This window comes from Streptosporangium subroseum (genome assembly GCF_900188345.1).
GTDB classification, from domain to species: domain Bacteria; phylum Actinomycetota; class Actinomycetes; order Streptosporangiales; family Streptosporangiaceae; genus Streptosporangium; species Streptosporangium subroseum.
Genome location: NZ_FZOD01000038.1, coordinates 68128 through 92311, shown reverse-complemented (window position 1 = coordinate 92311; position 24184 = coordinate 68128). Strand labels below are relative to the sequence as shown.

19 protein-coding genes, 1 tRNA gene and 3 pseudogenes are annotated in these 24184 nt (G+C 68.7%); 7 read left to right on the top strand and 16 right to left on the bottom strand.

From position 1 onward, the window contains the following. Together CHC08_RS30445 and CHC08_RS30440 are read left to right on the top strand one after the other, a co-directional pair. Positions 1–408, top strand: a 408-nt coding sequence (locus CHC08_RS30445; RefSeq protein WP_245878656.1) for a PepSY domain-containing protein, incomplete at its 5' end; no start/stop codon positions are given. A gap of 302 nt (positions 409–710) precedes the next feature. Next, complete coding sequence (locus CHC08_RS30440; RefSeq protein ID WP_089210812.1) at positions 711–2159, top strand: glycosyltransferase family 4 protein; 1449 nt, start codon at positions 711–713, stop codon at positions 2157–2159. On the opposite strand, the pseudogene CHC08_RS53010 reads toward CHC08_RS30440, so the two are convergent. The 8 genes and pseudogenes from CHC08_RS53010 to CHC08_RS30400 form a co-directional block, all read right to left on the bottom strand. Further along, positions 2141–2260: pseudogene (locus CHC08_RS53010) on the bottom strand (PDZ domain-containing protein); the annotation flags it as partial. The gene CHC08_RS30440 and the pseudogene CHC08_RS53010 overlap by 19 nt on opposite strands. After that, positions 2260–2538, bottom strand: coding sequence for an LCP family protein (locus CHC08_RS30430; RefSeq protein ID WP_245878655.1), 279 nt, complete (start codon positions 2536–2538; stop codon positions 2260–2262). The pseudogene CHC08_RS53010 and the gene CHC08_RS30430, both read right to left, overlap by 1 nt. A 504-nt stretch (positions 2539–3042) precedes the next feature. Continuing rightward, a complete protein-coding gene (locus CHC08_RS30425; protein ID WP_089210811.1) occupies positions 3043–4125 on the bottom strand; it encodes a sodium:calcium antiporter in 1083 nt (360 codons plus the stop codon). A gap of 294 nt (positions 4126–4419) precedes the next feature. Continuing rightward, positions 4420–4812 (bottom strand): annotated as a pseudogene (locus CHC08_RS30420) (transposase); the annotation flags it as partial. Between the two features lie 370 nt (positions 4813–5182). Next, a complete protein-coding gene (locus CHC08_RS30415; RefSeq protein ID WP_089210810.1) occupies positions 5183–5455 on the bottom strand; it encodes a hypothetical protein in 273 nt (90 codons plus the stop codon). Then, the gene (locus CHC08_RS30410; RefSeq protein ID WP_089210822.1) at positions 5452–5736 is read right to left on the bottom strand and encodes a hypothetical protein; all 285 of its coding nucleotides are present in this window, start codon (positions 5734–5736) and stop codon (positions 5452–5454) included. Before CHC08_RS30410 ends, CHC08_RS30415 begins: the two co-directional genes overlap by 4 nt. Positions 5737–6003: 267 nt before the next feature. Continuing rightward, positions 6004–6078: transfer RNA gene (locus CHC08_RS30405), tRNA-Arg, on the bottom strand. Between the two features lie 80 nt (positions 6079–6158). Further along, positions 6159–7355 (bottom strand): C40 family peptidase, encoded by a 1197-nt coding sequence (locus CHC08_RS30400; protein ID WP_245878654.1) that lies wholly within the window; start codon positions 7353–7355, stop codon positions 6159–6161. Positions 7356–7526: 171 nt separating this feature from the next. On the opposite strand from CHC08_RS30400, the gene CHC08_RS30395 reads away from it, so the two are divergent. Then, positions 7527–7916, top strand: a complete 390-nt coding sequence (locus CHC08_RS30395) for a response regulator transcription factor (RefSeq protein ID WP_204358673.1) — start codon at positions 7527–7529, stop codon at positions 7914–7916. A gap of 136 nt (positions 7917–8052) precedes the next feature. On the opposite strand, the gene CHC08_RS30390 is transcribed toward CHC08_RS30395, so the two are convergent. Continuing rightward, entirely contained in the window at positions 8053–10830 is a 2778-nt protein-coding gene (locus CHC08_RS30390) for a helix-turn-helix transcriptional regulator (RefSeq protein WP_089210820.1), read from the bottom strand. A 106-nt stretch (positions 10831–10936) separates the two neighbouring features. Between CHC08_RS30390 and CHC08_RS30385 the strand changes: the two genes are divergently transcribed. Further along, the gene (locus tag CHC08_RS30385) at positions 10937–11557 is read left to right on the top strand and encodes a LysE family translocator (RefSeq protein ID WP_089210808.1); all 621 of its coding nucleotides are present in this window, start codon (positions 10937–10939) and stop codon (positions 11555–11557) included. 156 nt (positions 11558–11713) lie between these two features. Here CHC08_RS30385 and CHC08_RS30380 read toward each other — a convergent pair whose 3' ends face one another. From CHC08_RS30380 to CHC08_RS30360, 6 genes and pseudogenes are all read right to left on the bottom strand, one after another. After that, complete coding sequence (locus CHC08_RS30380; RefSeq protein ID WP_089210807.1) at positions 11714–12664, bottom strand: hypothetical protein; 951 nt, start codon at positions 12662–12664, stop codon at positions 11714–11716. Continuing rightward, positions 12661–12853 (bottom strand): annotated as a pseudogene (locus CHC08_RS53005) (hypothetical protein); the annotation flags it as partial. The pseudogene CHC08_RS53005 and the gene CHC08_RS30380, both read right to left, overlap by 4 nt. Positions 12854–12959: 106 nt before the next feature. Then, complete coding sequence (locus tag CHC08_RS30375) at positions 12960–14171, bottom strand: hypothetical protein (RefSeq protein ID WP_089210806.1); 1212 nt, start codon at positions 14169–14171, stop codon at positions 12960–12962. A gap of 31 nt (positions 14172–14202) precedes the next feature. Beyond that, positions 14203–14589 (bottom strand): Rid family detoxifying hydrolase, encoded by a 387-nt coding sequence (locus tag CHC08_RS30370; RefSeq protein ID WP_089210805.1) that lies wholly within the window; start codon positions 14587–14589, stop codon positions 14203–14205. Between the two features lie 14 nt (positions 14590–14603). Beyond that, positions 14604–15713: an alanine racemase gene (locus tag CHC08_RS30365; RefSeq protein ID WP_089210804.1), complete on the bottom strand. Its 1110-nt coding sequence runs from the start codon at positions 15711–15713 to the stop codon at positions 14604–14606. Between the two features lie 206 nt (positions 15714–15919). Then, on the bottom strand, positions 15920–17443 hold the full coding sequence (locus tag CHC08_RS30360; protein WP_089210803.1) for an N-acyl-D-amino-acid deacylase family protein: 1524 nt from the start codon (positions 17441–17443) through the stop codon (positions 15920–15922). Positions 17444–17578: 135 nt separating this feature from the next. On the opposite strand from CHC08_RS30360, the gene CHC08_RS30355 reads away from it, so the two are divergent. The 3 genes from CHC08_RS30355 (at position 17579) to CHC08_RS48610 (ending at position 20383) form a co-directional block, all read left to right on the top strand. After that, a complete protein-coding gene (locus CHC08_RS30355) occupies positions 17579–19294 on the top strand; it encodes a glycosyl hydrolase family 8 (protein ID WP_089210802.1) in 1716 nt (571 codons plus the stop codon). A gap of 343 nt (positions 19295–19637) precedes the next feature. Continuing rightward, positions 19638–19952 carry a DUF4258 domain-containing protein gene (locus CHC08_RS30350; RefSeq protein ID WP_089210801.1) on the top strand — a complete coding sequence of 105 codons (315 nt, stop codon included), beginning with the start codon at positions 19638–19640 and terminating at the stop codon, positions 19950–19952. After that, positions 19949–20383, top strand: coding sequence for a plasmid mobilization protein (locus tag CHC08_RS48610; protein ID WP_143653398.1), 435 nt, complete (start codon positions 19949–19951; stop codon positions 20381–20383). Before CHC08_RS30350 ends, CHC08_RS48610 begins: the two co-directional genes overlap by 4 nt. A 157-nt stretch (positions 20384–20540) precedes the next feature. Here the strand turns inward: CHC08_RS48610 and CHC08_RS30345 are convergent, their stop codons facing one another. After that, on the bottom strand, positions 20541–24155 hold the full coding sequence (locus CHC08_RS30345; RefSeq protein ID WP_245878653.1) for a DUF4153 domain-containing protein: 3615 nt from the start codon (positions 24153–24155) through the stop codon (positions 20541–20543). Positions 24156–24184 lie beyond the last annotated feature (29 nt).

Sequence of the window (24184 nt, the reverse complement as noted above, 5' to 3'; positions counted from 1 at the left end):
GATCGCGGCGAACCTGGATCCATGAAACAGATCACCAGAATGACCATCGCGACCCTCGGAACCGCCGCCCTCCTGGCCGGCTCGGGCGGCATCGCCCTCGCCGCGCAGCAGACGGCCACCATCACCTCCGCCGCCGGAACCGTCACGGCCACGGCCGTCGCCGCGCCGGCCGGCGCGGCGAGCATCTCCTACAGCAGGGCCCTGCAGATCGCCAAGAAGCGCGTCCCCGGCGCGCGGGTGACCAAGGTCGAGCGCGAGGTGGAGCACGGCTACCGCACCTGGAAGTTCGAACTGCGCAAGGGCGGACGGGAGTACGAGGTCTACGTCTCGACGAAGACCGGAAAGATCATCAAGTTCAAGAGCGGCCGCGACGACAGCGGCCACCACAACAGCGGCCACCACGGCTGATCGGCGGAAGAGGGCCGATCAACAACCCTTGAGCATTCCCTGCGGGGGTCCCGGTAGTAATCGCCGCAAAAACACGGAAATACTGGTGAGAGCCTCGGCGAAGGGTCTTTCAGAGTGAACCTTGAAAGGGTCCCTGACCTGCATATCCGTTGGAAATTTCGCCGATACCACTGGAATCCCCTTAAGCGTCTTTTGCAACCTTCTGCCTCATTGGAGCGTCTAAAGGGCGAAAGCGGGGAAATGCGCCACGGGGACAGGCAAGCGCGTGAGCCCGGAAGCAGACGAGAAGGGGACCCCTACAGGTGCGTGCACTGGCAGGCAAGGGCAAGGCGGCCATTTACCGGCTGTTCGAGGCCAGCAACCGAAGGCGCGAACGGGCCGCGCCACCCCCGTCCACGCACCAGATCAAGATCCTGCTCCTGCACGCGTACGGCATGGGCGGCACCATCAGAACGGTCTTCAACCTGGCCGGCTACCTGGCCTCGGCCGGGCACGATGTGGAGATCGTCTCCATCCTCAAGGAGGCGGAGGAGCCGTTCTTCCCCGTCGACCCGAGGGTGAAGTTCCGCTTCCTCGACGACAGGCTGGTCCCGCGGACCGGCCTGCGCGGCCGGCTGTCGAAGATGCCGAGCAAGCTCATCCCGCCGCAGGAGGCCGCCTACCACCGCTTCAACGTGTGGACCGACCTGCAGCTGGCCCGATGGATCCGCTCGGTCGACACCGGCGTCATCATGGCCACCAGGCCTGGGCTCAACCTGGCCCTGGCCCAGCTGGCCCCGCCGAGCGTCATCACCATCGGCCAGGAGCACGTGGCCCTGCAGGGACAGCCGCAGGAGGTGAAGGAGCTCATCAAGCGTCGCTACCGCAACTTCGACGCGCTGGTCACCCTCACCAAGGCCGACCTGCGCGACTACCGCGAGACGCTGCGGCGCAAGCCCAGGAAGCTGGCCAGGATCCCCAACGCCGTGCCGCCCATGACCGGCGAGATCTCCAAGCTGGAGAACAAGGTCGTGATCGCCGTCGGCCGCATGACCAAACTCAAGGGCTTCCACCGCCTGATCACCGCGTGGGAGACCGTGGCCGCCGCCCATCCCGACTGGACCCTGCGCATCTTCGGCGCGGGGCCGCAGGAGGACAACCTGCGCGCCCAGGTCGCCGAGGCGGGGCTACAGGGCAAGATCGAACTGCCGGGTCCCACCACCGACGTCGGCGCCGAGCTGGAGAAGGCCTCGATCTTCGCGCTCAGCTCCCGCCACGAGGGCTTTCCCATGACGATCCTGGAGGCGATGGCCAAGGGGCTGGCGATCGTCAGCTTCAACAGCCCGCACGGCCCCAAGGAGATGATCACCGACGAGGTCGACGGGCTGCTGGTCAAGCCGCGCACCAACGCCAACCTCGCCGCCGCCCTCATCCGCGTCATCGAGGACGAGGAGCTGCGTCACCGGCTGGCCGAGGGCGCTCTGGCGACCGCCGCCACCTACGACGTGGAGTCCGTCGGCGCTAAGTGGGACGCCCTTCTGGAGGAGCTGCTGGCCCGCCGCAACGGCACCTACGTCAAGCCGGCGCCCGCCGTACCGGCTCCTACGGGGGAGCCAGCGCCCGCGGTACCGGGCTCCTACGGGGGAGCCGTCTCCGGCCGTCAGACCGTCTCCAGCTCCATCGGCTCGGCGATGACGTCCACGAGCGCGCCGTTGCGGAACACCGTGATCGGCAACGGCCGCCCGATCGCCTCGGCGAACATCAGCCGCTGAAGGCTCTGCGCGTCGCCCACGGGGCTGTGTCCGGCGCTCAACACCAGGTCGCCAGGCCGCAGCTCGGCCCGTGCCGCGGGGGAGCCCGACACCACGTCCATCACCCGCAGCGCCAGCCGGCAGGCAGGTGCAGCAGGGCCTTGGTGTCGTTGATCGGCGGGGGGACGCACACGTCCACGCCGCCGACCGCGTTGACCATGCCCTTGAAACCGGTGAAGTCGACCTTTACGAAGTGGTCGATGCGGATCCCGGTCAGGGTCTCGACGGTCTTCCAAGTGCAGCCGATGCCGCCGGAGTGGAACGACTCGTTGATCATGCCCAGGTGCGGCGACTGGCCCGCCAGGTGCTGGGGTTCCAGTAGGATCGGCGAAATTTCCAACGGATATGCAGGTCAGGGGCCCTTCCAAGGTTCGCTGAAAGACCCTTCGCCGAGGCTCTGACCAGCATTTTCGTTGCTTTTGCGGCGATTACTACCGGGACCCCCAGAGGGAGGCAACTCCCCGGGGGAAGGGTACTTTCTAGCGAGTACCCTTTGCGATCTTCGGCGGAGGGAGCAACTCATTCTGTTGACATCGCCAACACGACCGGGCCAGGGACAGGATGTCCCCGCCCTCGGAAAGTGCCCGGATCAGAACGCCCCATGCCACCCCCGCACGCCATGCGGGAGGGACCCACCGCGAAGGGATGACCAGCGCTTGCTCAGCTGCTCGCGGGCCTGCTGAGTAAGCCGTTGTCCCTTGGGGCTGCGCAGGAAGGCGCGGGCGCGATCGATGATCGTCATGTCGGGCTGCTTTCGTTGGGGTGGGGGCGAGGTGCACCAATGGCGCGCTGTGATCCATACCGGCTGGCCTGTGGCCGACGCGACGGTGCGGGCTGCGCATGGTCAGGTCAGGATCGGGATGAGCCCGATGGCGAAGACGAGATAGAAGACCCCGGCCCAGGCCATACGGGCCGGTGTGAGCTTGTGCGAGCGGATGGTGAACAGCAGGTACACGATGGCGACCATGGTCATCGCACCGGCCCAGATCAGGGCGGCGTCGAACTTCCAGGTAGTGAACAGCAGGCCCAGAGCGCTGGGCACGGTGGCCTGGATCATCATCGCGCCGGAGATGTTGGCCAGCGCCAGCTTGGTCTTGCCCTGGCGCACCCAGATGATCGCGTTCATGATCTCGGGCAGCTCGGTGGCGACCGGGGACAGCAGCAGCGCGGTGACGGCGGCGGACAAACCGATCATCGGGCCGATCGCGTCCAGCTGGGACACGAACGTCTGGGAGGCGAAGAAGATGACCACGAGCGCGGCCAGTGTCTGGACCAGCACCGCCCAGGTAGCCGGGGAGGCCGCCTTGGGCTGCAACTTCAACGGCTCCAGCTCATCTTCATCCTCGTGAGCACCGCTGCCGCCGGTGTCGCCGCCGCGCATCTCGCGCCAGAAGTAGACGGCGTAGGTGGCGAAGAACACCAGGCCCAGCCAGGGCTTGATGGCGAAGGCCACCAGCCCGAGGACGACCTTGAACACGAACACCGCCAGGAACCACCGCTGGTCCTTGGCCAGCCGGGCGGCCTCGACCGGATCGGCCAGTATCTCCCCATCGCCGCCGCCCGCAGCATCCGCGGCTGCGCGGCCTTCGGCCGCGCCGACCGCGGAAAGGTGCGTGTTGCGACGCTGGCGGCGCTTGAGCAGCAGGGCGACGCCGGTCGTGCCGTAGGCGACCGTGGCCAGCGCGAGCGGGCCACCCATCGCGGCGCCGACCCCGATGTCCTTGGCCTCGGGCGTGGTGCCGGTGGTGACGGCGATCAGCGTCACCACCGATTCCGGCAGCGCGGTGCCGAAGGCGGCCAGGATGGTACCCACCGCCATCTTGCCGACGTTGAGCCGCTGGCCCAGCCATTCGACCGCGTTGACGAACCACTCACACGACAGATAGATGATCACCGCGCATGCGATGAGTAGCGCGAAATGCCACATGTGCGCTGTCCTCAAGCTCTCCCGCACGGCGGGGGGCGAGGATATGGGGCGAATTGGGAGCCCGGGCGACCTCGACCCCCACGATGCGCATATGCGTCACCGACAAGGGATCGAAGGTCTCGCCCACCTGCCTCAGCCGGCAGATTCGGCCACCGGGAACTCACCGGAGCTCCAGCATGTCGACGACCGATTTACAGGGCTACTCCCCTTCGCAAACGCTCACAATATACCCCATACCATTCGTGGGTCGTTCACCTGTTCCGGACCGCGCTTAGGGCGCGTATTGGGTTGTGATCAATGGGTGGTCCGGGTGAGGTCTTTGATCCAGATCATCGCGGCGCGAAGGTGGAGGCCGGCGAGGTAGCTCGCGGGGGTTTTGTCATAGCGAGTGGCGATGCCCCGCCAGGCCTTGAGCTTGTTGATCAGCCGTTCGACGGTGTTGCGCTCCTTGTACAGATCGGCGTCGTGACTGACGGGCCGGCCTCCCCTGCTGCCCTTGTTCTTCCGGTGGGCAGCCTGGTCCCTCTTCTCCGGGATGACCACCTTGATGTGGCGTTCCCGCAGGTAGGTGCGGTTTCCGCGGGAGGAGTAGGCCTTGTCTCCGGCGACCGCATCGGGTCGGGTGCGGGGACGGCCGACCGGCCCGCGGACCCGTATCTTCTCCAGCACGGGGATCAACTGCGGGCTGGCCGTGGTGGCCTACGAGGCTTGCCACCGCAATTTGCCCATCCGGCTCATGCCGTTTCTCGATGACGCGCACAGGCTCGGTCTGCTTCGCAGCGTAGGCCCTGTGTACCAGTTCCGGCACGCTGAGTTCCAGGACCACCTCGCGGCCCCGTACCGTATTCACACCGATTCCGCGCCCGATCTCCGTACCCAAGGGCGAACCCGGTCCTGATCGATCGTTATCTTGGGTTGATGGTCCTTTCTCGCAGGTCAGAGCGAGATAATCTTTTCTGGCACATACGGTATCCGGCGCGTTCCGTATTCAAGGCAGCCCTGCTTCCACGCCACGTAGACGTGGCAAGAGTGCCGGTTACGCGCAACATGAGGGTTGCTAGAAAAGCACGATCCTCGTCAGGATTACATTGTGGTCGGCTCGATTGATCCGGTACTCAGCGATGCCGTACCCCTTGGGGATGATAATTTCCCGCCAGTCCGGATCTTCACCCAGATGGTCGCTTCCCACCAACCAGGGGTTTTCGCAGATTTCTACCGTGAGCGCAGCCACAGCGGAGAAGACCTCGGGAGAGGCTTTCGGATCGGCAAGAGTGTCGCTCACAATTTCCGATGGGACAACCGGCCAGAGGCCGGCCTCTTCATCGCTCACTGCGTGTTGTTCTTCTGTCGACGGTGAAAGATCTCGTCCATGGTCGTCGTGGGGAGAGTTCCAGCCTCGGCGGCCGCGTGAATTCGATCACGGTCAGGGTCGGTGTCGAGCATCGCACGACCCCACCAGGCAGCGAGGACGCCGTCCAACTCCTCGCCTTGCTGTGCCTCCAGCAGTTCGGCGAAGAACTGCGCCCGACGTCCGCCCCGCAAGGCGTCCGAGATCCCGCCGATGGTGTGCGGAACCCTGATCTCGTGCGGGTGTATGGGCTGAGCACTCATCTGCGACACCTCTCCCCTTCGACTTCGTACGATAGCGTCCACGACGAAGGACGGCTGGCATCCCAAATCCCTCGAGCCCACGTTACGGGGCTGAGGGTGACGCGCGTGGAAGCTCGACCAAAAGATCGTGAGATCACTTGAGGCTCGCGTCCAGCACTATCAAGATCGATACCCCAGTGGCACACGGCTACAACCGGTGACACACCCCGGAACGCAAAACGACCTGCGTTTCCGCAGGTCGTTGCCAGGTTTTCCCTGGTGAAGCGTTGGTGCCCCCTGCAAGATTCGAACTTGCGCTCCCGGCTCCGGAGGCCGGTGCTCTATCCCCTGAGCTAAGGGGGCCAACGAGTGATTAGGCTACCAGCATCTTGAGGGGAACCGACACTCACGGCGTGAAGCAAGTGATCTCAGGGGAAGGTGTGTTATCTGGGAGCTGGACGGACGGCTCCCCGGTAGCCGAGGCGGTAGTAGGCGGAGGCGGCGAAGTTTGTCGTCCTGACGACGTCGCCGCGCTTGGGAGCGTGCACCATGACACCGTCCTTCACGTAGACGCCCACGTGGGCGGGGTCGCCCGTGCCTCCTCCGAAGAAGACCAGGTCACCGGGGCGGAGCTGGGAGAACGGCACGCGACGGCCCTGTTTGAACTGGCTGCCGGTGTAGTGGGTGAGGGCGGCTCCCGCCTTGGACCAGGCGTGCAGGGCCAGGCCCGAGCAGTCGAAGCCGCCACCGGTCGGGCCCGCGCTCGAACCACCGCCCCAGACGTATGGCGTGCCGATCTGGCGGAGCGCCGCAACCGCCGCGATCTGGCCGTGGTCCAGGGGCTGTGACCGCTTGGCGGGCGTGAGTCGAGAAGGCCCCTGTGATCGCTTGGCGGACTCAAGGTCGGACGGGCGCTGTGACCGCTGGGCGGGCTTGACGTCGAATGGGTGCTGCGACCGCTGGGTGGACGCGGGTGAAGGCGAAGTCCTGGAGGCCTTCGGCGTCGAAGGCTGGGAGGCTCTCGGCCGCGCGGAAGAGACGACAGCCGGCGGGCGAACGCGGGTGGGAGGCTCGAATAGCTCTGATAGGTCGGATAAAGAGGAGCCGTCCGCGCCCACCGTCCGCTCGTCATCCGTGGCGGAGAGATCGGCATCGCCGCGGACGTCTCCTGCCGCGAACCCGGAACCTGCCTGGTCGACCTGCGGTGAGACTCCGGAATTCAGGTCGGTCTGCGGCACGTCCCCAGATCCTGCCCGGTCAGTTCGCTGCCCGATTCCGGGCTCTGCCACCCGGCCGGTCCACGGTGTGCCCTCCGGTGCCGCCAGATCAGCTTGCGGTGGAGCCCCGGATCCCGCCTGGCCGGCCTGCGGCACGCCTCCAGGCCCTGTCTGGCCGGCCTGCGGCGCGGATCCGGCCTGTGGTGCGGGCTCGGACTCCGATCGGCCGACCTCGCAGGCAGCGACGAGGGCGGTGCGGATGCTCTCCAGGAACCGTCGCCAGCCGTTGTCCGGGAGCGCGGCCTCGGAGAGCAGTTGCTCCCAGCTATCGCCGACTTCCGAGCAGGGATGGGCCACAGGCGCCTGAGGGCCCCCGGCAAGGACTCTCGCGAGGATGGTGGCGGTGATGAGTGTCGTGATCACGCAGGCCCTCCTGGGCTCGATGAACGATCGAGGCCCCAGGATCAGCGGAACGGGGTGATCCCCAAGGATCCGAACCAGATTCTGTGGAAAACCTGTCGCCTGTGGATAGCTCTGCGTACACATCCCGTGAAACCCGCGCGTGGCGCGGATGAAGGAGTTAGCCTCACGCCCGTGGGCGAGCTTCTGGGCAAGGTCTTGGTAGTGGATGACGACGACGTCATCCGGCAGCTCATCGCGGTCAACCTGACCCTGGAAGGGTTCCAGGTGGAGACCGCCTTCGACGGCCAGAACTGCCTGGATCGGGTGATGGACGTCATGCCCGACGTGATCACGCTTGACGTCATGATGCCCAGGCTGGACGGCTGGATGACCGCCACCAGGCTGCGATGCGACGAGGGCACCAGCCACATCAAGGTGGTTCTGATCACCGCACGGGCGCAGGAGGACGACAAGCGGCGAGGGCTCGGCATCGGAGTCGACGCTTATCTCACCAAGCCGTTCGACCCCGCCGAGCTCATCCAGGTCGTCCGCGATCTGGCCCTGGCCACTCGCAGCGGCTAGAGCGGGCTCGCCTTCTCACCACGGCCACTGAACCGGCCTTGCTTTCCCATCACGATGGCCGGTCCAGCCTCCCCTCTCATCGGCCGGCTTGGATCCGTCTTCCCGCCACAGCGATCAGAGCAGACCTTCCCCACGGTCAGAGCAGACCTTCCCTGCGGGCGGCGGCGACGGCCTGGGTGCGGGAGGAGGCCCCGAGTTTGCCCATGATGTTGGAGACGTGCACGCTCACCGTCTTGTTCGCGATGAACAGCCGCTCGCCGATCTCACGGTTGGGAAGCCCCTCGGCCACCAGCGCGAGCACCTCCTGCTCCCGCCCGGTCAGCAGGTTAGGCCGCTCCGGGGAGGTGAACCGGGCTCTGCGGCCCAGCTCCGCCAGGGCGGCGCTCAGCGGCTGGGCGCCCAGTGACGCGGCGTCCTGGACGGCGCGCTCCCACTCCTTCAGCGCCGAAGCACGGTCGCCGGAGGCGAGCAGAGCCTCGGCCAACCGCCACCGCGAACGCGCGGTCTCGTAGACGAATCCGAAGTCGAACGCCTCGACCACCGCGCGCCACGCCTCGACGTCGACGCGGCCGTGCGCGCGGTGCCATTCGGCCTCGGCCCTGGCCAGCCAAGCCAGCCCTTCGGGCCCCAGCGGACCCCGGGTGCCGGAACCGGGGCCGTTGACGGCGGGCAGTTTGGCTCGCTCCAGGAAGTCATCCGCCTCCGAGGCCCGCCCCAGGTCGGCCAGCGCCCACAGGCCCGTGGTCCGAAGCCGGATTATGGCGGGATCGTTGGGAATGAGCTCTTCGAGCCCCGCGTTGACGTGCTCCAGCGCCGTCTCGGGATCGTTTCGCCACAGGGCGTGTTCGGCGGCCAGGCCGCGGGCCATGTAGGACACCAGCACGTCGGAAGACCAGAAGGGCTTCAGCCAGGAGAGCCGCTCCTCCACGACGGGCCTGCCCCGCGCCACCTCGACGAAGAGCGCGAAGGACGAGAGAACAGCCTCGGCGGGGGTGCCGACGCGGATGCCGAAGCCGGCGGCGACCTGCTCCGCCAGGTCCCACTCTCCCGCCACGTAGTGGATCAGGAAGCGCAGGAAGCGCAGGTCGGTGCCGTAGGTGCTCCAGTTGAGCCCGGTCTCGTGTGCCAGTCGCAGACCTCGGTCGGCCGTGACGGCGGCCTCCCCGAGGTCACCGTACTCATACTGGACCCGGGCGTACGTGAAGATCGCCCGCAGGTCGAAGGCGAGGTTGCCCGAGCTCTCCGCGGTCGCGCAGGCGAGCAGCCTCGTTGCCCGGGGGATGTCGTCGGCGAGCGCCGCGAGGGAGGCCAGCGTGATCAGCGCGCTGGTCTCCGCGTCGGCGGCGTCGCTGACGCGCGCCGCCTCCAGGGCCCGGGTGGCGAGGGGCTCCACCTCGTCGTGTCGTTCGCTCCAGTAGAGGGCGCGGGCGTAGGTGGCGAGTGCGCGGGCGAGCACGGGGCCCTCGGGCGCCATCTCGACCGCCGCGTGCGCGGCGGCGATGGCCCCCTTCTCCTCGTCCGCGTCGATGAGGAAGTAGGCCAGCCGCTCGTTGACCTCGGCCGAGGGCGGAAGCCGCCGCAACTGGGAGATCGCCCGGTGGTTGTCGCCGCTGTCGGCCGCGGCGGCGGCGCTGCGGGTGGCCAGTCCGGTGTGGTCGAGCCCCGCGAGCCGCTCCGCGTCGGGGACCCGGTCCCAGAGGCTGAGCGCCCGGTCGAAGTGGCGATGCGCCTCGGCGGGGGCGCCCAGGCGTTCGGCCCGCCGCCCGGCTTCGACGGACGCGGCCAGGGCTCCGGCCAGGTCGTGGCTGGCCAGGTAGTGGTAGGCGAGCTCGGCCGCCGCACCCTCCCGCAGGGTCAGCAGGCGGGCGAACTCGGAGTGCGTCCGGGTCCGCTCACCGGGCAGCAGGTCGGTGTAGACGACCTCCTGGAGGAGCGCGTGCCGGAAGGCATAGCCGTACTCCCCGTCGAGGCGGAGCAGCCCGCGCGAGACGATCTCCCGCATGGCGTCGTCGAAGGCCAGGTTCTCCAGGCCCGAGGCCTGCTGGAGCAGGTCATGGTCGACGCGGCGGCCGGCGACCGCCGCGCACCTGAGCACCCGCTGGGCGGCGTCGGAGAGCAGCTCCGCCCGGGAGAGCAGCAGGCTGGCCAGGCCGTCGGTCATCAAGGACCCGTCGGACGCGGCCTCCAGGAGCTCCTCGGCGTAGAACGGGTTGCCCTCCGCCCGGTCGACGACCTCGCCCATCATCCGGGCGTCGGTGCCGCCGATCGAGACCAGGTAGTCGGTCATCTCCTCGCGGTCGAGCGGGCTCAGCTCGACGGCCGTCACCGACGGGAGGCGCTTGAGCTCGGCGAGAACCCGGCGCAGCGGGTGGCGTCGGTTGAGGTCGTCGGTCCTATAGGTGCCGATCAGGCAGACGTGCTCGGTCTGCAACATCCGGCTGAGGAAGACCAGCAGGTCGCGGGTGGACTGGTCGGCCCAGTGCAGGTCTTCGAGAACCAGCAGCACGGGCTGGACGGACAGGAATCCGAGCATCGAGCCGAAGAGCTGCTGCTGGGTCAGGCCCGACGTGCTCTCCTGGCCGAGGTCGGTGCCGCCGGGCAGCAGCCTGCCGAGGACCGGCCGCGCGTCGAGCGCCTCCCGCAGCTCTCCCCTCGCACCGCGCAAAGCGTCGGCGAGCGGGAGGTACGGCAGGGCGTCACCGAGCTCGGCGCACTGCCCGACGAGTACGGCGAAGCCGTCCGCCCTGGCCTGCGCGGCCAACTCCGCGACCAAGCGGGTCTTGCCGATGCCCGCGTCACCACCCAGGAGGGCCACCCCGGCCAGCCCGCCGGCTGCGGCGTCGAGCACCGCGGTCAGGCGGTCAAGCTCCGCCGATCGCCCGATTAGAGCGCTCTGCGCGCCTTGCCACCCCACGTCGGTGAGTATGGCACGGCACACCGACAGCGGGCCGATTGGTCCTTAAAAGGGCCCTCTCATTGGCCCTGACCACGGGACCAAAGCGACTCCTAGGGTCGGGCGCATGGTCTCGTTGTCCACATTTCTGATATTCGCCCTCGCGTCCCTGGCACTGGTTCTGGTACCGGGACCGAACCACCTCTACATCGCCGCCCGGGGCATCGCGCAGGGCCGGGCGGCCGGAGTCGCGAGCGCGCTCGGCGTCGAGACGGGCACGATGGTGCACATCGCCGCGGCCGCCGCCGGGCTCTCCTACGTGATAGCCCGGTCCGCGACACTCTTCAACGTGATCAAATGGGCCGGCGTGGCCTACCTGATCTATCTGGGCATCCGGGCGCTGACGAGCAGGCAGGAGCTCAGGACCCGGGAGGCCGATCCGCAGCCGCTGCGGAAGATCTTCCTCGAAGGCGTGATCGTCAACGTGCTCAACCCCAAGGTGATCCTCTTCTTCCTGGCGTTCCTGCCGCAGTTCGTCGACCCCGAGGCGGGCGCGGTGCCGCTGCAGATCATCATCCTGGGCAGCACCCTGCTGGTCCTGGGACTGATCACCGACCTGATCTACGCCGCGGGAGCGGGAGCGCTCGGCAGGCGGATGCGGAACCGGTCGAGCCTGATGAGCCACCTCAGCGGGGTCATCTACCTGGGACTCGGCATCGCGACCGCGTTCTCCGGCCGCTCCACCTGATCACACCGTCCCGGCCGCTCCACCCGGCAACGGAAGAGCGCGGCGGCGAGGAGCGCGACACGGCTGACGCCCTTCGTTTCGTGTGGTTCTCGGCCGCCACGCTCCCGCGCGCCGGAATCAGAAGTCGGCCCCGGCGAACGACGATCCCATTGCGGATCAGCCGAACGGACGCATGAAGGCGTCGATCCTGTCGTCGCCCAAAGGCTGGCGGTTCGGAGTCGCGACCCGGGTGGCGGGAGGCGGCGCGATGGCGGCATGGGGGCCGAAGCCGTACCACGTGCTCAGGTTGCCGTTCTGCTGCGGGAAGCTCTTGTCGAGGCGTTCCCAGCCGGAGGTCACCTGGATCGGCAGGCCCTCCTTGGTGAAGGTCATGCTCCAGAAGATCCGGATGTTGCGGTATTCGGGCAGCAGGCGACCACCGAGAACCTTGCGGAAGGTCGGCGACAGGGCGAAAAGCTGGGCGAACGTTGCGTTCCCGTTGTAGAAGGGCACGCGGTGCCGCTTGCCGTGAGCGTCGTCGGCGAAGGTGAGCATGTCGCCGCGTTTGCTCCTGGCCATGAGGGCCTTCAGGGTCCCGGGCTCGAACACGTTGATGACCTGGTCACCGTAGGCGGCGTCGGCACCGGGCAGCTTGCCGAGGCGAGCCCAGGTCTTCCCAGCGGGCACCTTGGGCTTGTAGAGCGGGCCGGAGGCGTACGAGTAGCCCTTGACGCTGATCTTGTAGTGGGCCTGCTGCTGAGCATTCATGTCGAAGGCCCAGGGGTCTCCCTGCGCGGCCTGTTCGCGCAGATTCCGCCAGCCGGAGTCGAACTCCAGGGTACGGGTCATCTTGGAGGCGACGACGCCCGAGCGCGACAGGTTGGCCGCGCCTTTGGTCCTGATGATGTAGCCGCCGTTGTAGCGGAAGGTGCCGGTCGGGGTCGAGCCGGCGTCCCGGTAGTGCATGCCTACGGTGCCGGTCTCCTTGAATGTCAGCCCGGAGCCTTTGGCCAGCAGGGCGTTGACCGCACGCACCGGATCGCCCCAAGGAGCGTCGGCGTCGGCTCGCGCGGCCGGGGTCAACACGAGTAACGCGACTGCGGAGATGATGATCTTCCGTGCCATCATTGTCGTCCTTCTGTAGGGAAGGGATAAGCCGAAGGATCATCGCAGAGACGGCCGACGAACATCGGTGCGTCGATCATGTTGTTGTGCCGAATGTCCGTCGCCATCGCCACGGTGCGCTGGGCGACCCGGACGGCGACGCCCTCGAAGGTCCGACCGCCGTTGTTGCTCCAGGTCGAGCTGCTCTTTGAGGATCGGCCCGAAGGCAATGTCCGGGAGCCGAGGATCGGCCGGCTCGAAAGCATACGGAGCCGAGAACCGGCCGATCTGAGAACACGTCCGGGAGCCCGAGGAGCGGTCAGCCCGAGAGCGCGCCCGGGATTCGGTCCAGGATCGGGTACGGCATGAGCCCGTAGGCGTAGAAGTCGACCGCGTCTGCCCCCGCGGCCCGGACGGCGCGGACCTTGGCGGCCAGGCGGTCGGCCGAGTCGGTGTCGGGCAGGCCCGGCCGGAGCACGACCCGCAGCTCCTTGTCCTTGCCCGTCGAACGGCGGTAGGCGCTCACGTCGTCGGCGACCCTGGCCGCGTCGCGGGCGTAGGCGAGCACGCCGAGCGAGGGCACCAGATCCCCGAGGGCGACCAGGTCCACGCCGAGCTGCCAGGCGTCGTGCGCCGCGAGCCCCGCCGAGGGCAGGCCGTCGGTGTAGCCCTTGTACGCGCCCGTCGCGTCGAGGTAGACGAGCTTGGAGCCCTCGTCGGTGACGGCCGTGGAGATCTTGGAGACCAGCGAGGTCACCACCTCGGAGCGGGCTCGCGCGTAGGCGACCACCTCGGGCCCCGCGTAGGCGGTCAGCGCCGCCCGGGTCACCTCGCCCTGCGCGGGCGGGTCACCGTCGAGCACCCCGCCGACGATCCTGGAACACTCCTCGCGTGCCACCTCGGCCTTGACGCCCAGGTCGGCCGCGCGGCGCATGCAGAAGTCGCAGAAACACAGGCCGAGCAGGAACAGATCCATGGGCCCGAGCGGGACGAAGCTGCGCTCGTTGTGGTAACCGGGACCGAAGGTGCCGAAGTGCAGCCCCTCGGCGACCACGCTGTCCACCCCCAGCCTGGCCACCGCCCGGCCCAGCGCGACCGCGTACAGGCGGACGTCCGGGTGGGAGGGGCACAGGTCGGTGGGCGAGCCGCGGTCGCCGAAGCAGTTGCGCACGGTCACGTCGGGGTGGGCCAGGCCGAGCGTGGTGTTCTGCAGGAAGACGGTCCAGCCGTGCAGCGCGAGACCTCGCTCGGCCGTGGCCAGGCGGAGTGCGGCCAGCGGCTCCTCCTCGGCCCCGTCCTGGACGGGCGGGACCAGGCGGAGACCGCCGAACAGGTCTTCGGGCGGCGCGAAGTGCGCCCCGTCCCTGCGGATCGTCACCCGGGGCCGGCCGTGCGGGGTGACATCGCGGGCACGGTGATAGGCGGCGGCCACGGTCACCCCCGCCACGCCGTACCCGATGACCCGGTCAAGGACCGCCTCCAGGCCCTCCCCGCGTACGTCCTCGACATAGACGTATAGCGAGCTGTCCAAGCCGCCGCCCTCCCAAGAAGTCGGTCAGACTCTAACGCGCCCGGTAAGCCACGAAGTCAATCTCGACCAGGATGTCCATCAAGTCGGACCCGACGGTCGTGCGGACGGGATAGGGGCGGGTGAAATAGGACTTGTAGACCTCGTTGTAGGTGGCGAAGTCACGCTTGAGGTGCTGCAGGTGCACCGTCGACTTCACCACGTCGTCGAAACCCAGACCGTGGGCCTCAAGGATCGCCCCGAGGTTCCGCATCGTCTGGTGGGTCTGCTCCGCCACGTCGGTCCCGACGACCTCGCCGGTCCGGGGGTCCAGCGGGCCCGCACCCGAGGTGTAGACGAAATCCCCGACCACGAGTCCCTGCGAGTACGCCCCGATCGGCGCCGCGCCCTGGTCCGTCCGCAGCTCCTGCTTGTCGCTCATGTCAGCACCCCTCATCAGAAATACGTAGTAATCAAGTCGACGACGACGTAATCGTCGTCCACCACCGGCATGACCCGCCACTTGTCGAAGGCGGTGCACGGATGGGAGATCCCAAATGACACCAGATCCCCCGCTTTCACGGGGGAGTCCGGCGCGAGCCGTAGGACGGCGTGCTGGTCCTGGACCTTCAGCACCGTGGCATCGGCGATGCGCCCGCGCGGCACGGGCAGCCCCTCGTCGAAGGGCGCGTCACGCTTGCCGAACCCGACGACGGCCAGGCCGGGCTCGGGGATGCTCAGCACGTGCGCCCAGACCTCCAGCGCGGCCCGCAGCTCCCCCTCGATCCGGGTGTACGGCGTGCGCTCGCGGTAGTAGCCGTCGTCGTGGGAGACGTAGGCACCGCTGCGCAGCATGACCCTGGCCTGGCAGGCGGCGAGCTCCCTGCCGATCACGTCGAACCACTGGCTGCCGCCCACCGACAGGATCGGGTTGCGTACCCGCAGGTGCTCCAGCGCCTCCAGCAGCCGGTGCAGGTAGATCCGCACCTCGGCGGCCGACCCCAGCGCCCCCTCGTATCCGGCGACGCCCACCAGCTCGACGCCGTCCGCCGCCTGCGCGGCCGAGGCGACCTCCAGAAACTCCGTGAGCGTACGGCTGCCGCCCCGCCCGCCGTCGTGACCGAGCTCGGCCAGCACCTGGAACGGCCTGGCCCCGGCATGGGCGGACAGCGTCTCCACCCCGGCCACCGAGTCCACGAAACAGAGGAACTCGAACGACGGGTCCTCGGCGAGCCGGGCGGCGATGGCGTCGAGTCCGGCCGGGTCGAAGACCTGGTTGCCGAGGATGATGCGGGAGACGCCGAACTCGCGCAGGGTGAGCGCCTGGCTGGGAGTGGCGACCGTCAGCCCCCACGCGCCCGCGTCGAGCTGGGCCCGGATCAGCTCGGGCGACATGGTGGTCTTGGCGTGCGGGACCAGGATCAGACCGTGCTGCTGGGCGAAGACCGCGAGCGTGGTGATGTTGTGCTCCAGCGCGCTCCGGTGCGCCACCATCACGGGGAAGCTGAACGCCCCTCCGAACAGCGATGACCCCACTGCCCTCTCGGGATCCACGATCCCCTTCACGCGACGCCCCCTTTGATTGCTTTGGTGGACTCTATTCTCAGGCCCGCGTCCCCAGGCCCGCACCCTCACGACCGCGGCGCCTCGCCGGACTGATCTCAAGGAGGCGGCTTCCCCATGAGATCCCCAAGGCCGTGACGTCCTGCCCAGGACCGCTCTCCCGGCAGGATCCGCGCGGGACACCCCGCGGCGGAGTGGCCGCGAGGTTCTCAGGGCCGCAGTGCCCTGCCCGGAGTGGCCCCGGTGAATCGCCCCCCGGACAGGACGGGGACTCCGGAGACCAGGACGTCGTCGACGCCGGTGGCCAGGATGCGCGGGTCCGCGTAGGTGGCCCTGTCCGCGACCGTCTCGGGGTCCAGGACGATGACGTCGGCGGCCTGTCCCGGACGGATGAGACCGCGGGCTCCGAGACCGAAGCGGCGTGCGGGGTGGGAGGCGAGGTGGACGGCGGCCTGTTCCAGGGTCCAGTCGCCGGTCTCGCGGACGTGGTGGCCGAGCATGCGGGCGAAGGCCCCGTAGCCGCGCGGATGAGGGTGGCCGCCGACGTAGATGCCGTCGGAGCCACCCGTGTGACCCGGGTGGCGCAGGATCGTGCGGACCGACTCCTCGGCCTGGGGGCCCTCGTCCGGGCGGGCCAGCACGCATCCGGCTTCGAGCCGGGTGTCGATCAGGATCCTGCGGCAGAACTCGCCCGGTTCGACCCCCGTCTCGGCGGCGGCCGCCGGAAGCGACAGGCCCTCGGCCCACTCGGTCCCCGGCACGTGGGAGAAGGTGATCCTCGGCCAGAGCGACTCGTCCCACTCGACCGGGTGGGACTCCAGCAGCTCCAGCGTCCGGTCGGTGTCGGCGGCGGGTAGCCACGACGGCAGCGCGACCATCGCCAGGATCGTGCTGCCCCGCAGGTAGGGGTAGGTGTCGAAGGTGACGTCGAGCCCTTCGAGGCGTGCCTCGTCGACCAGGGGCAGGAGCGTGGCCGCCGGGCCGTGGTAGTGCGAGACGTGCACGGCGGCACCCGACCGCCGGGCGACGTCCGTCACCTCGGCCATGCCCTCCACGGCCTGCGCGCCGTACCCGCGCATGTGCGTGACGTACGGCAAGGCGCCCAGCGGTGCGCAGAGCGCGGCGATCTCCGCGGCGTCGGCGTAGCGGCCGGGGGCGTACTCCAGGCCGGTGGACAGCCCCGCCGCCCCCTCCTCCAGGCCGCGCTCGACATGGGCGAGCATTGCGGCCAGTTCCCCGGAGGTGGCGGCCCGCTCGGCGGCGCCCATCACGTCGTAGCGGATCGTGCCGTGCGGCAGCAGGTAGGCGGTGTTCAGCGCGGTCGCCCTGTCATAGCCCGCGAGCAGCTCTCCGACGCCGAGCGGCCCGTCGGCCGACGGGTGGGTCCCGTTGACGGCCGCGAAGTAGCGGGTGGCGTAGGCGAAGGTCTCCGGGGTGGACGCGGGCGCGTAGGACAGGCCGTCCTGACCGAGGACGAACGTGGTCACCCCCTGCCGGAGCGCGGCGAGCTGCACCCCCCTGTCGAAGACGAGGGCGTCGCCGTGAGCGTGGCAGTCGATCAGGCCGGGCATAACGCGGCGGCCGGCCGCGTCGATGAGGGTCGCGGCCTCCGCGCCGTCCAGACGGCCCACGGCGGCGATGCGGTCTCCCGTGACGCCGACGTCGGCCCGGTACGCCGGGGCGCCCGTGCCGTCCAGCACCCAGCCGCCCCTGATCAACACATCGAATGCCATGACCGGATTCAATCATTCCGAAGCCGCGGAAATTTGGGCCCCCCAGACCCCTTGACCGCGACATGTCAGGAATGATGCCATCCTTTCTTAGTTAGGAATCTTTCCTAACTAGATGACGCAGAGAGGGCATCCGCTGTGCATGCGAGACCCCGTCTCCAACGCCCCACGACCATCCTCGTCCTGGCACTGGCCCTGGCACTGATCGCATCGGTGTTCGCGCTGGTGGCGGCGCCACCCAGCTATGCGGCCGACTCCCTGCTGTCCCAGGGCCGCCCGGCCACCTCCTCCTCCAGCGAGGACTCCACGCTGGTGGCGGCCAACGCCTTCGACGGCGACGCCTCCACCCGCTGGGCCTCCGTGGAGGCCCACGACCCCGAGTGGATCCGCGTCGACCTCGGCCAGTCCGCCACGATCTCCCGGGTCAAACTGACCTGGGAGGCGGCGTACGGCAAGTCCTACAAGATCCAGACCTCGTCCGACGGCTCCGCCTGGGCCGACGTCTACTCGACCACCACCGGCGACGGCGCCACGGACGACCTGACCCTCTCCGGCGCCGGCCGCTACGTGCGGCTGTACGGCACGGCACGCGGCACCGCCTACGGCTACTCGCTGTACGGGATGGAGGTATACGGCGCCGTCGGCGGCCCGACCACGCCTCCTACCCCGACCCCGACCCCGACGCCCACCCCGCCCACCGGCGGCCCCGGCGTGCCGTTCGGCTCCCATGTGATCCCCTACGCGGCCGGGACGCTGCGGCCGAGCGGCGCCCAGGCCACGCTCGACCAGAAGGTGGTCGACTACTACACCCGCTGGAAGGCCGCCTTCGTCAAGCAGAACTGCGGCAACGGCTGGTACCAGATCATCTCCCCCGACGCCGACCACCCGTACGTGGCCGAGGCCCAGGGCTACGGCATGGTCATCTCCGCCACGATGGCCGGAGCCGACCCGGACGCCAAAAAGATCTTCGACGGCCTGGTGAAGTACGTCCTGGCCCACCCGTCCTCTATCACCCCCGGCCTGCTCGCCGCCGAGCAGAACACCGCCTGCCAGAGCGTCAACGGCAGCGACTCCGCCACCGACGGCGACCTCGACGTGGCCTACGGCCTGCTCCTGGCCGACCGGCAGTGGGGCAGCGCGGGCACCTACAACTACAAGCAGCTCGCGATCAACCACATCAACGCGATCAAGGCCGGCGAGGTCAACCCGACCACCAAGCTGATGAAGCTCGGTGACTGGAGCAGCTCCGGCGACGAATACTTCTGGATCAGCCGCTCGTCGGACTGGATGATCGACCACTTCCGGGCGTTCCGTAAGGCCACCGGCGACACGATCTGGGACACCGTCCGCACCAACCACCAGAACCTGATCGCCTCCCAGCAGGCGAACCACGCCGCGAGCACGGGCCTCCTGGCCGACTTCGTGGTCAACACCAACACCGCCCCGAAGCCCGCCCCGGGCGAGGTCCTGGAGGACGTCAGCGACGGCAAGTACTGGTGGAACGCCTGCCGTGACCCGTGGCGGATCGGCAACGACGCGGTGACCAGCGGCGACGCCAAGTCGCTCGCCGCCGCACGCAAGCTGAACACCTGGATCAAGAGCAAGACCGGCGGCGACCCGAACAAGATCGCCGTCGGCTACTCACTCAACGGCACGCAGATCTCCAGCGGCAGCGAGCCGGCCTTCTTCGCCCCGTTCGCGGTGGCGGCGCTGACCGACTCCGGCAGCCAGGCCTGGCTGGACGCCCTCTGGACCAAGATGCTCAACACCCCGTTCACGTCCAGCGACTACTACTCGACCAGCCTCCAACTCCAGGTCATGATCACCGTAACCGGCAACCACTGGGTCCCCTGATCCAGCGATCATCGTGACCGGCAGCCATCGGATTCCCTGAATCGATCAAGATACGGCTCCCGCCCGCAAGGGCGGGAGCCGTATCGCGTGGGATGGGAACGGGGCCTGCGGGGCGCAGATCGTCCTTGGACGAATGACGGACAAACCGACTCCATCACCACGAAAAGCAGCTCTACCCAGGGCGGCGGGCGAGACGGTTTCCATGATCTGGGTGACGAGGCGCATCCCCAGCGTGCACCGTTGACCTGCAACGGACTGGTTGGCGAGGTTTCCTGACGTCCTACCTCCGAGGCCGATTCGTATGACAATGACGGGGTAATCTGTATGACAGGGAAGGTTGCGGATGAGCAAGCCGCTCCCGATGATCGAATTGCCGTTGGATTGGGACGAATGGAACATCGACCATGCCCAGCGACATGGCATCTCGCGAGAGGAGATCGAGCAGGTCGTCCGCAACATGCCCGACGTGCGCCAGTCACGCAGGGACGGGAAACCGATACCTGATCACTATCTCCTGGTGGGCGTTACCGATGCGGGGCGATGCGTCACCGTGGTCGTTCTCTATCCCGTCACCAAGAAGCGCGACTGGGGTGTGTACGAACTGGAAACAGCGCGCCCGGTTACCGCATACGACACACCGAAGAGGAGTTCGCCATGATCGACAATGAACCGACCGCACAGGAAATCTCCGCGATGGACGAGGCAGAGCGTGCCAGGTGGTTCTACGACAATCGCGAACAGGTGGCCGAGGAATCCACGCCTGCCGTCCTTGATCGTGTCGTATCGGTGCGTGTCAGCCCCAGTGACCTCGGTTTGCTGACCGCAGCCGCATCGGCGGCGGGAATGAAACTGAGCGCCTGGTTGCGCAAGGTGGGGTTGGAAGCCGCGGCAATGGCACCTGCCGCCCCGCCTGCGGCAGTGCTGTCGGGAGAGGAAACACGACAGCTTCAGAATTCGGTTCTGAACATCGTGGGGCTCTTGGAACGTAGCGGTATCAGGCTTGATACGACAGGAGAATCGCGCGATCAACCATTGGTTCTGAAGTCACTGCGTCGTGCGCGCAAGAAGAAAATCAAGACTGAAAAGTAGTCCGGAAAGCCGAACCACAAGATTGTCCCAGAAACGATCAGCGGCGCCTCACCAAGGCTGGTTGCCTCGGTCAGACGCCGTTTCACGTGCTCAGCGGAGCAGCATGGCGTTCGAACTCACAAGACCGGTCACCCGATCCAGCGGTTTTCAAGGTCACTCAGTCCCGGTAGGGAGCCTCCAGTCCGTAGAACGTCTGCGGGCATGAGACGGGCTTGAGCACCGGCCGCCGCTCAAGGACCTCCCTGGCCTGCCGCCGGGCGAGGTTCCAGCCGTTCCACGGGTCGGGCCGGTCGAGCTCGTTCGCCCTGACCACGGCCGCCAGCACGCAGCTACGGGACGGCTCCGGCAGCCGGTCCAGCGCGGGTACGGCCTCCGCCCCGAGGTCGCCCAGGTAGTCCAGGTCGATCCGGTCCACGCCGCGGATGGCGATCTGGGTCTCCGCGACCCGGAGGTCCGGGTTCCACACCGCGAACGCCAGCAGCGCGACACTGGTCATCACGACGACGGCCCTGGGCAGCCACCCCGCGTGCCCCCGCCTGACGAGCCGTACCGCACCGGCGATCAGAACCAGTACGAAGATCCCGCCCAGCCACCAGATCGTGGCCTCCACCGAGGCCCGCAGCCGGGAGAGCCCGTAGACCTCGGCATACAGGTCCAGCCGGTGCAGCGCGGAGAACAGGATGACCATGGTCAGCGCGCAGAGCACACCGAGCAGCCCCGCCATCAGCCAGCGGTCGACGCCCCTGAGCTCGACCGCCCCCGAGGCGACGGCCACGATGGCCAGCACGAAAACGCTGACGATGACCAGCTGGAAGAACCCGGAACGCGCGTACTCGGCATAGGTCAGCCCGGTGGCCGACGCCACCCAGTCCGTACTGCCGAACAGCACGGTCAGCTGCATCCCCACGAAGGTGGCGAACAGCAGGTTGAGCGCGGTCAGCGGGGTCACCCAGAGACTGCGGCTCACCGTGACCCGCAGGTCCGGGGCCTTGGGCTCCACGACGGGCCGCAGGCCGACGAGCACGGCGGAGGCGACCACGAACCCGAAGACCACAAAGAGCAGGATCCGCAGCGGCACCGTCTCCGCCCAGTCCTGCGCGCTGAACACCCGCTGGACGGCCTGGGCGAAAATCGCGTCCGCCGAGGCGAACAGCGCGCCGAACACTCCCACGAGCACGATGGTCAGCCCGCCCCCGACCAGGATCGGCATCAACCGCCTGCGGACCGCCATCCCCTTGACCTGCGGCCCCAGGAACCACGGCACCGGCAACAGCCCCAGGATCACTGACGCCCCGCCCCTGACCACCCCGAGCCAGCCGCGCCCGGCCCCCGACAGAGCGAGCGCGGCCGTCAGGAATCCGGCCAGCAGGAGCAGTCCGACGAGCCAGTCCGCGTCCCTGAACATCGCCACCGCGACCAGCCCGTACGCGACCACCCCCATCCCCGCCGACCAGGGAGTGATCCTCCTGCGCACCGCGGGGACCGCCGCCGCCCCCATGGCGACGGCCACGAGCACGAGCCCCAGCCCGGCCCTGCTGTACGGCACCGCGAACGCGGCCAGCAGCCCGACGACCGCGGACACCGGCAGCACCCACCGGGGGGTGTTCGGCAGATCCGGCCGAGGAAAGATCGGCGGAGCCTCATACCCTCCCGGCCCTCCGAAGGAGGAGGGATCCCGGGGGCTTCTCAGCTCTCCGGGTGCTCCCGGCACCCCGGACATCCGGGACGCCCCGGATACTCCAGACGGGCCGGACGCCACGAACGCCACGGACGGGCTAGATGCCCCGGACCTCTCGGACGCCGCAGGCGTCACCGGCGCCCCCGGCGTTCCTGCGCCTGCCTGTCCGCCCATGCCGCCCGGCGGCTGTGCCGTCTCTCCTGAGGTCTCCAGGGGCGGCTCGCTCTCCGAATCCCTCGGGCCCGGCCTCGGTACGGTGACCGGCGCGCCAGGTCCCTGCGCCGGGGGGCGGTGCGGGAGCGGTACCTGCGCCTGGCCGGCCCAGGGTCCGCCTCCCGGGGTGGTGGCGCCGACGACCGTGCCGATGAACGCCCCGACCACGGCGAGGCCGAGACCGATCAGCATGCCCACCCTGAGGTCCAGCACCGCGAGGCTGACACCCACGACCCCTCCGCACACCAGGCCGAAGAAACCTCCGATGACGAGCCCGAGGAACGCTCCGATCCAGCTTCGCCCCCGCCCCTGCCGCACACCACCGGGCCGGTACGTGTCCCCGCCGGACATGAGGATCGGCTTGGGGGGAAACTGCCGCGCGTCGGGCGCCGCCGGTCCGTAAGCGGAGGGTTCGAGATCCGGGGAGGCGAGCACGGGCTCGGATCCCGCGCGGGTTTCGGGCGCCTCGGCGGTCACCAGGGCTCCGTGAGACATGAACGCCTCACCGGCCTCGGCTCCGTCACGAGACTCGGACCGATGACCGGCCCCAGGCACGTCATGAGACTCGGACCGATGACCGGCCTCAAGCATGTCACGCGACTCGGACCGATGACCGGGCTCAAGCACGTCACGGGACCCGGAGCGATGACCGGCCCCAGGCACGTCACGCGGCTCGGACCGATGACCGGCCGCGAACACGTCACGCGGCTCGGACGCCCGGTCAGCTTCGGCGGCTTCGTGAGGCTCGGACGTCTCGCCGGTCCCGGGTGGCGCGCCGCCCGTATCCGGGCCGGAAGGCGCGGGGGCCGTTGGATCCTCGGAGGCTCTGTCCCCCGCCGAGGAGGGGGAACCCCTGCCGGGCGAGGCAGGAGAGGACAGGGGGGTGTCCATCATGATCCTTCCAGGAAGGTCGGCCACCACATGGCAGCCGACACCGTCTTCGACATGGATGGAGCCGCCGTGGAGTTCGACGATCTCCTTGGTGATGGCCAGGCCCAGCCCGGCGCCGCCGCCGTCGGCCGCCCGGCCCGCGTCCAGGCGGGAGAAGCGCTCGAATGCCCGCGCCCGGTCCTCGGCCGGGATTCCCGGCCCGCTGTCGGTCACGCGCAGCCGTACCCCGTCTCCCTCGGCGGCCGCCGCCAGCACCACGACTCCGCCCTCCGGGCTGTGCCGTACCGCGTTGTCCAGCAGGTTCGCCAGGACCTGCGCCAGGAGGTCGGAATCGGCGCGGACGCTCAGCTCCTCGGGGACCTCGCAGCGGGCCGTGACACCCTCCCTGGCCAGTACGGCCTCCCGCAGCGCCTGGTCGCACAGCGCCCGGAGCTCGACGTCCTCCAGCTCGATCAACCGGGATCCCGACTCCAGCCGGGACAGGTCGAGGAGCTGCGCGACCAGCCGGCCCAGCCGTTCGGTCTGGGCGAGAGCTGTGCCGAGCGTGACGGGGTCGGGGTCGGAGACCCCGTCCACCACGTTCTCCAGCACCGCCCGGAGCGCGGTGATCGGCGTACGGAGTTCGTGGCTGACGTTGGCCACCAGCTCCCGCCGCTGCCTGTCCACCTCGCCCAGATCGGCCGCCATCGCGTTGAAGGCGCGGGCGAGCTCACCGACCTCGTCGCGGGAGGTCGCGGTGACCCGCAGGCCGTACCGGCCCTTGGCGATGGTCTGCGCGGCGGCGGCCATCTCCCGTAGCGGCTTCGTCATCCCCCGCGCGAGCAGTTGCATCATGATCAGGGCGAGCGCCCCGGCCACCGCGACGCGCACGTTTCGCGAGTAGCCGGCGTTGATGCCGACCTCGTTGACGACAAACGCCGCCGCGACGGCGAGCAGGATCACCATCCCGAGCTTGACCTTGATCCGGCCCAGGAAGTCGAGGGGTCTCAATGATTGACGCATCCCAGTCTTGGAGTGAG

What these genes read in the sequence shown, in the direction of transcription:
- CHC08_RS30380 (WP_089210807.1), bottom strand. Translation starts at nt 12,664, where the DNA reads ATGATGGCACGGAAGATCATCATCTCCGCAGTCGCGTTACTCGTGTTG.
- CHC08_RS30350 (WP_089210801.1), top strand. Translation starts at nt 19,638, where the DNA reads ATGAGCAAGCCGCTCCCGATGATCGAATTGCCGTTGGATTGGGACGAA.
- CHC08_RS30425 (WP_089210811.1), bottom strand. Translation starts at nt 4,125, where the DNA reads ATGTGGCATTTCGCGCTACTCATCGCATGCGCGGTGATCATCTATCTG.
- CHC08_RS30410 (WP_089210822.1), bottom strand. Translation starts at nt 5,736, where the DNA reads ATGAGTGCTCAGCCCATACACCCGCACGAGATCAGGGTTCCGCACACC.
- CHC08_RS30370 (WP_089210805.1), bottom strand. Translation starts at nt 14,589, where the DNA reads ATGAGCGACAAGCAGGAGCTGCGGACGGACCAGGGCGCGGCGCCGATC.
- CHC08_RS30360 (WP_089210803.1), bottom strand. Translation starts at nt 17,443, where the DNA reads ATGGCATTCGATGTGTTGATCAGGGGCGGCTGGGTGCTGGACGGCACG.
- CHC08_RS30385 (WP_089210808.1), top strand. Translation starts at nt 10,937, where the DNA reads ATGGTCTCGTTGTCCACATTTCTGATATTCGCCCTCGCGTCCCTGGCA.
- CHC08_RS48610 (WP_143653398.1), top strand. Translation starts at nt 19,949, where the DNA reads ATGATCGACAATGAACCGACCGCACAGGAAATCTCCGCGATGGACGAG.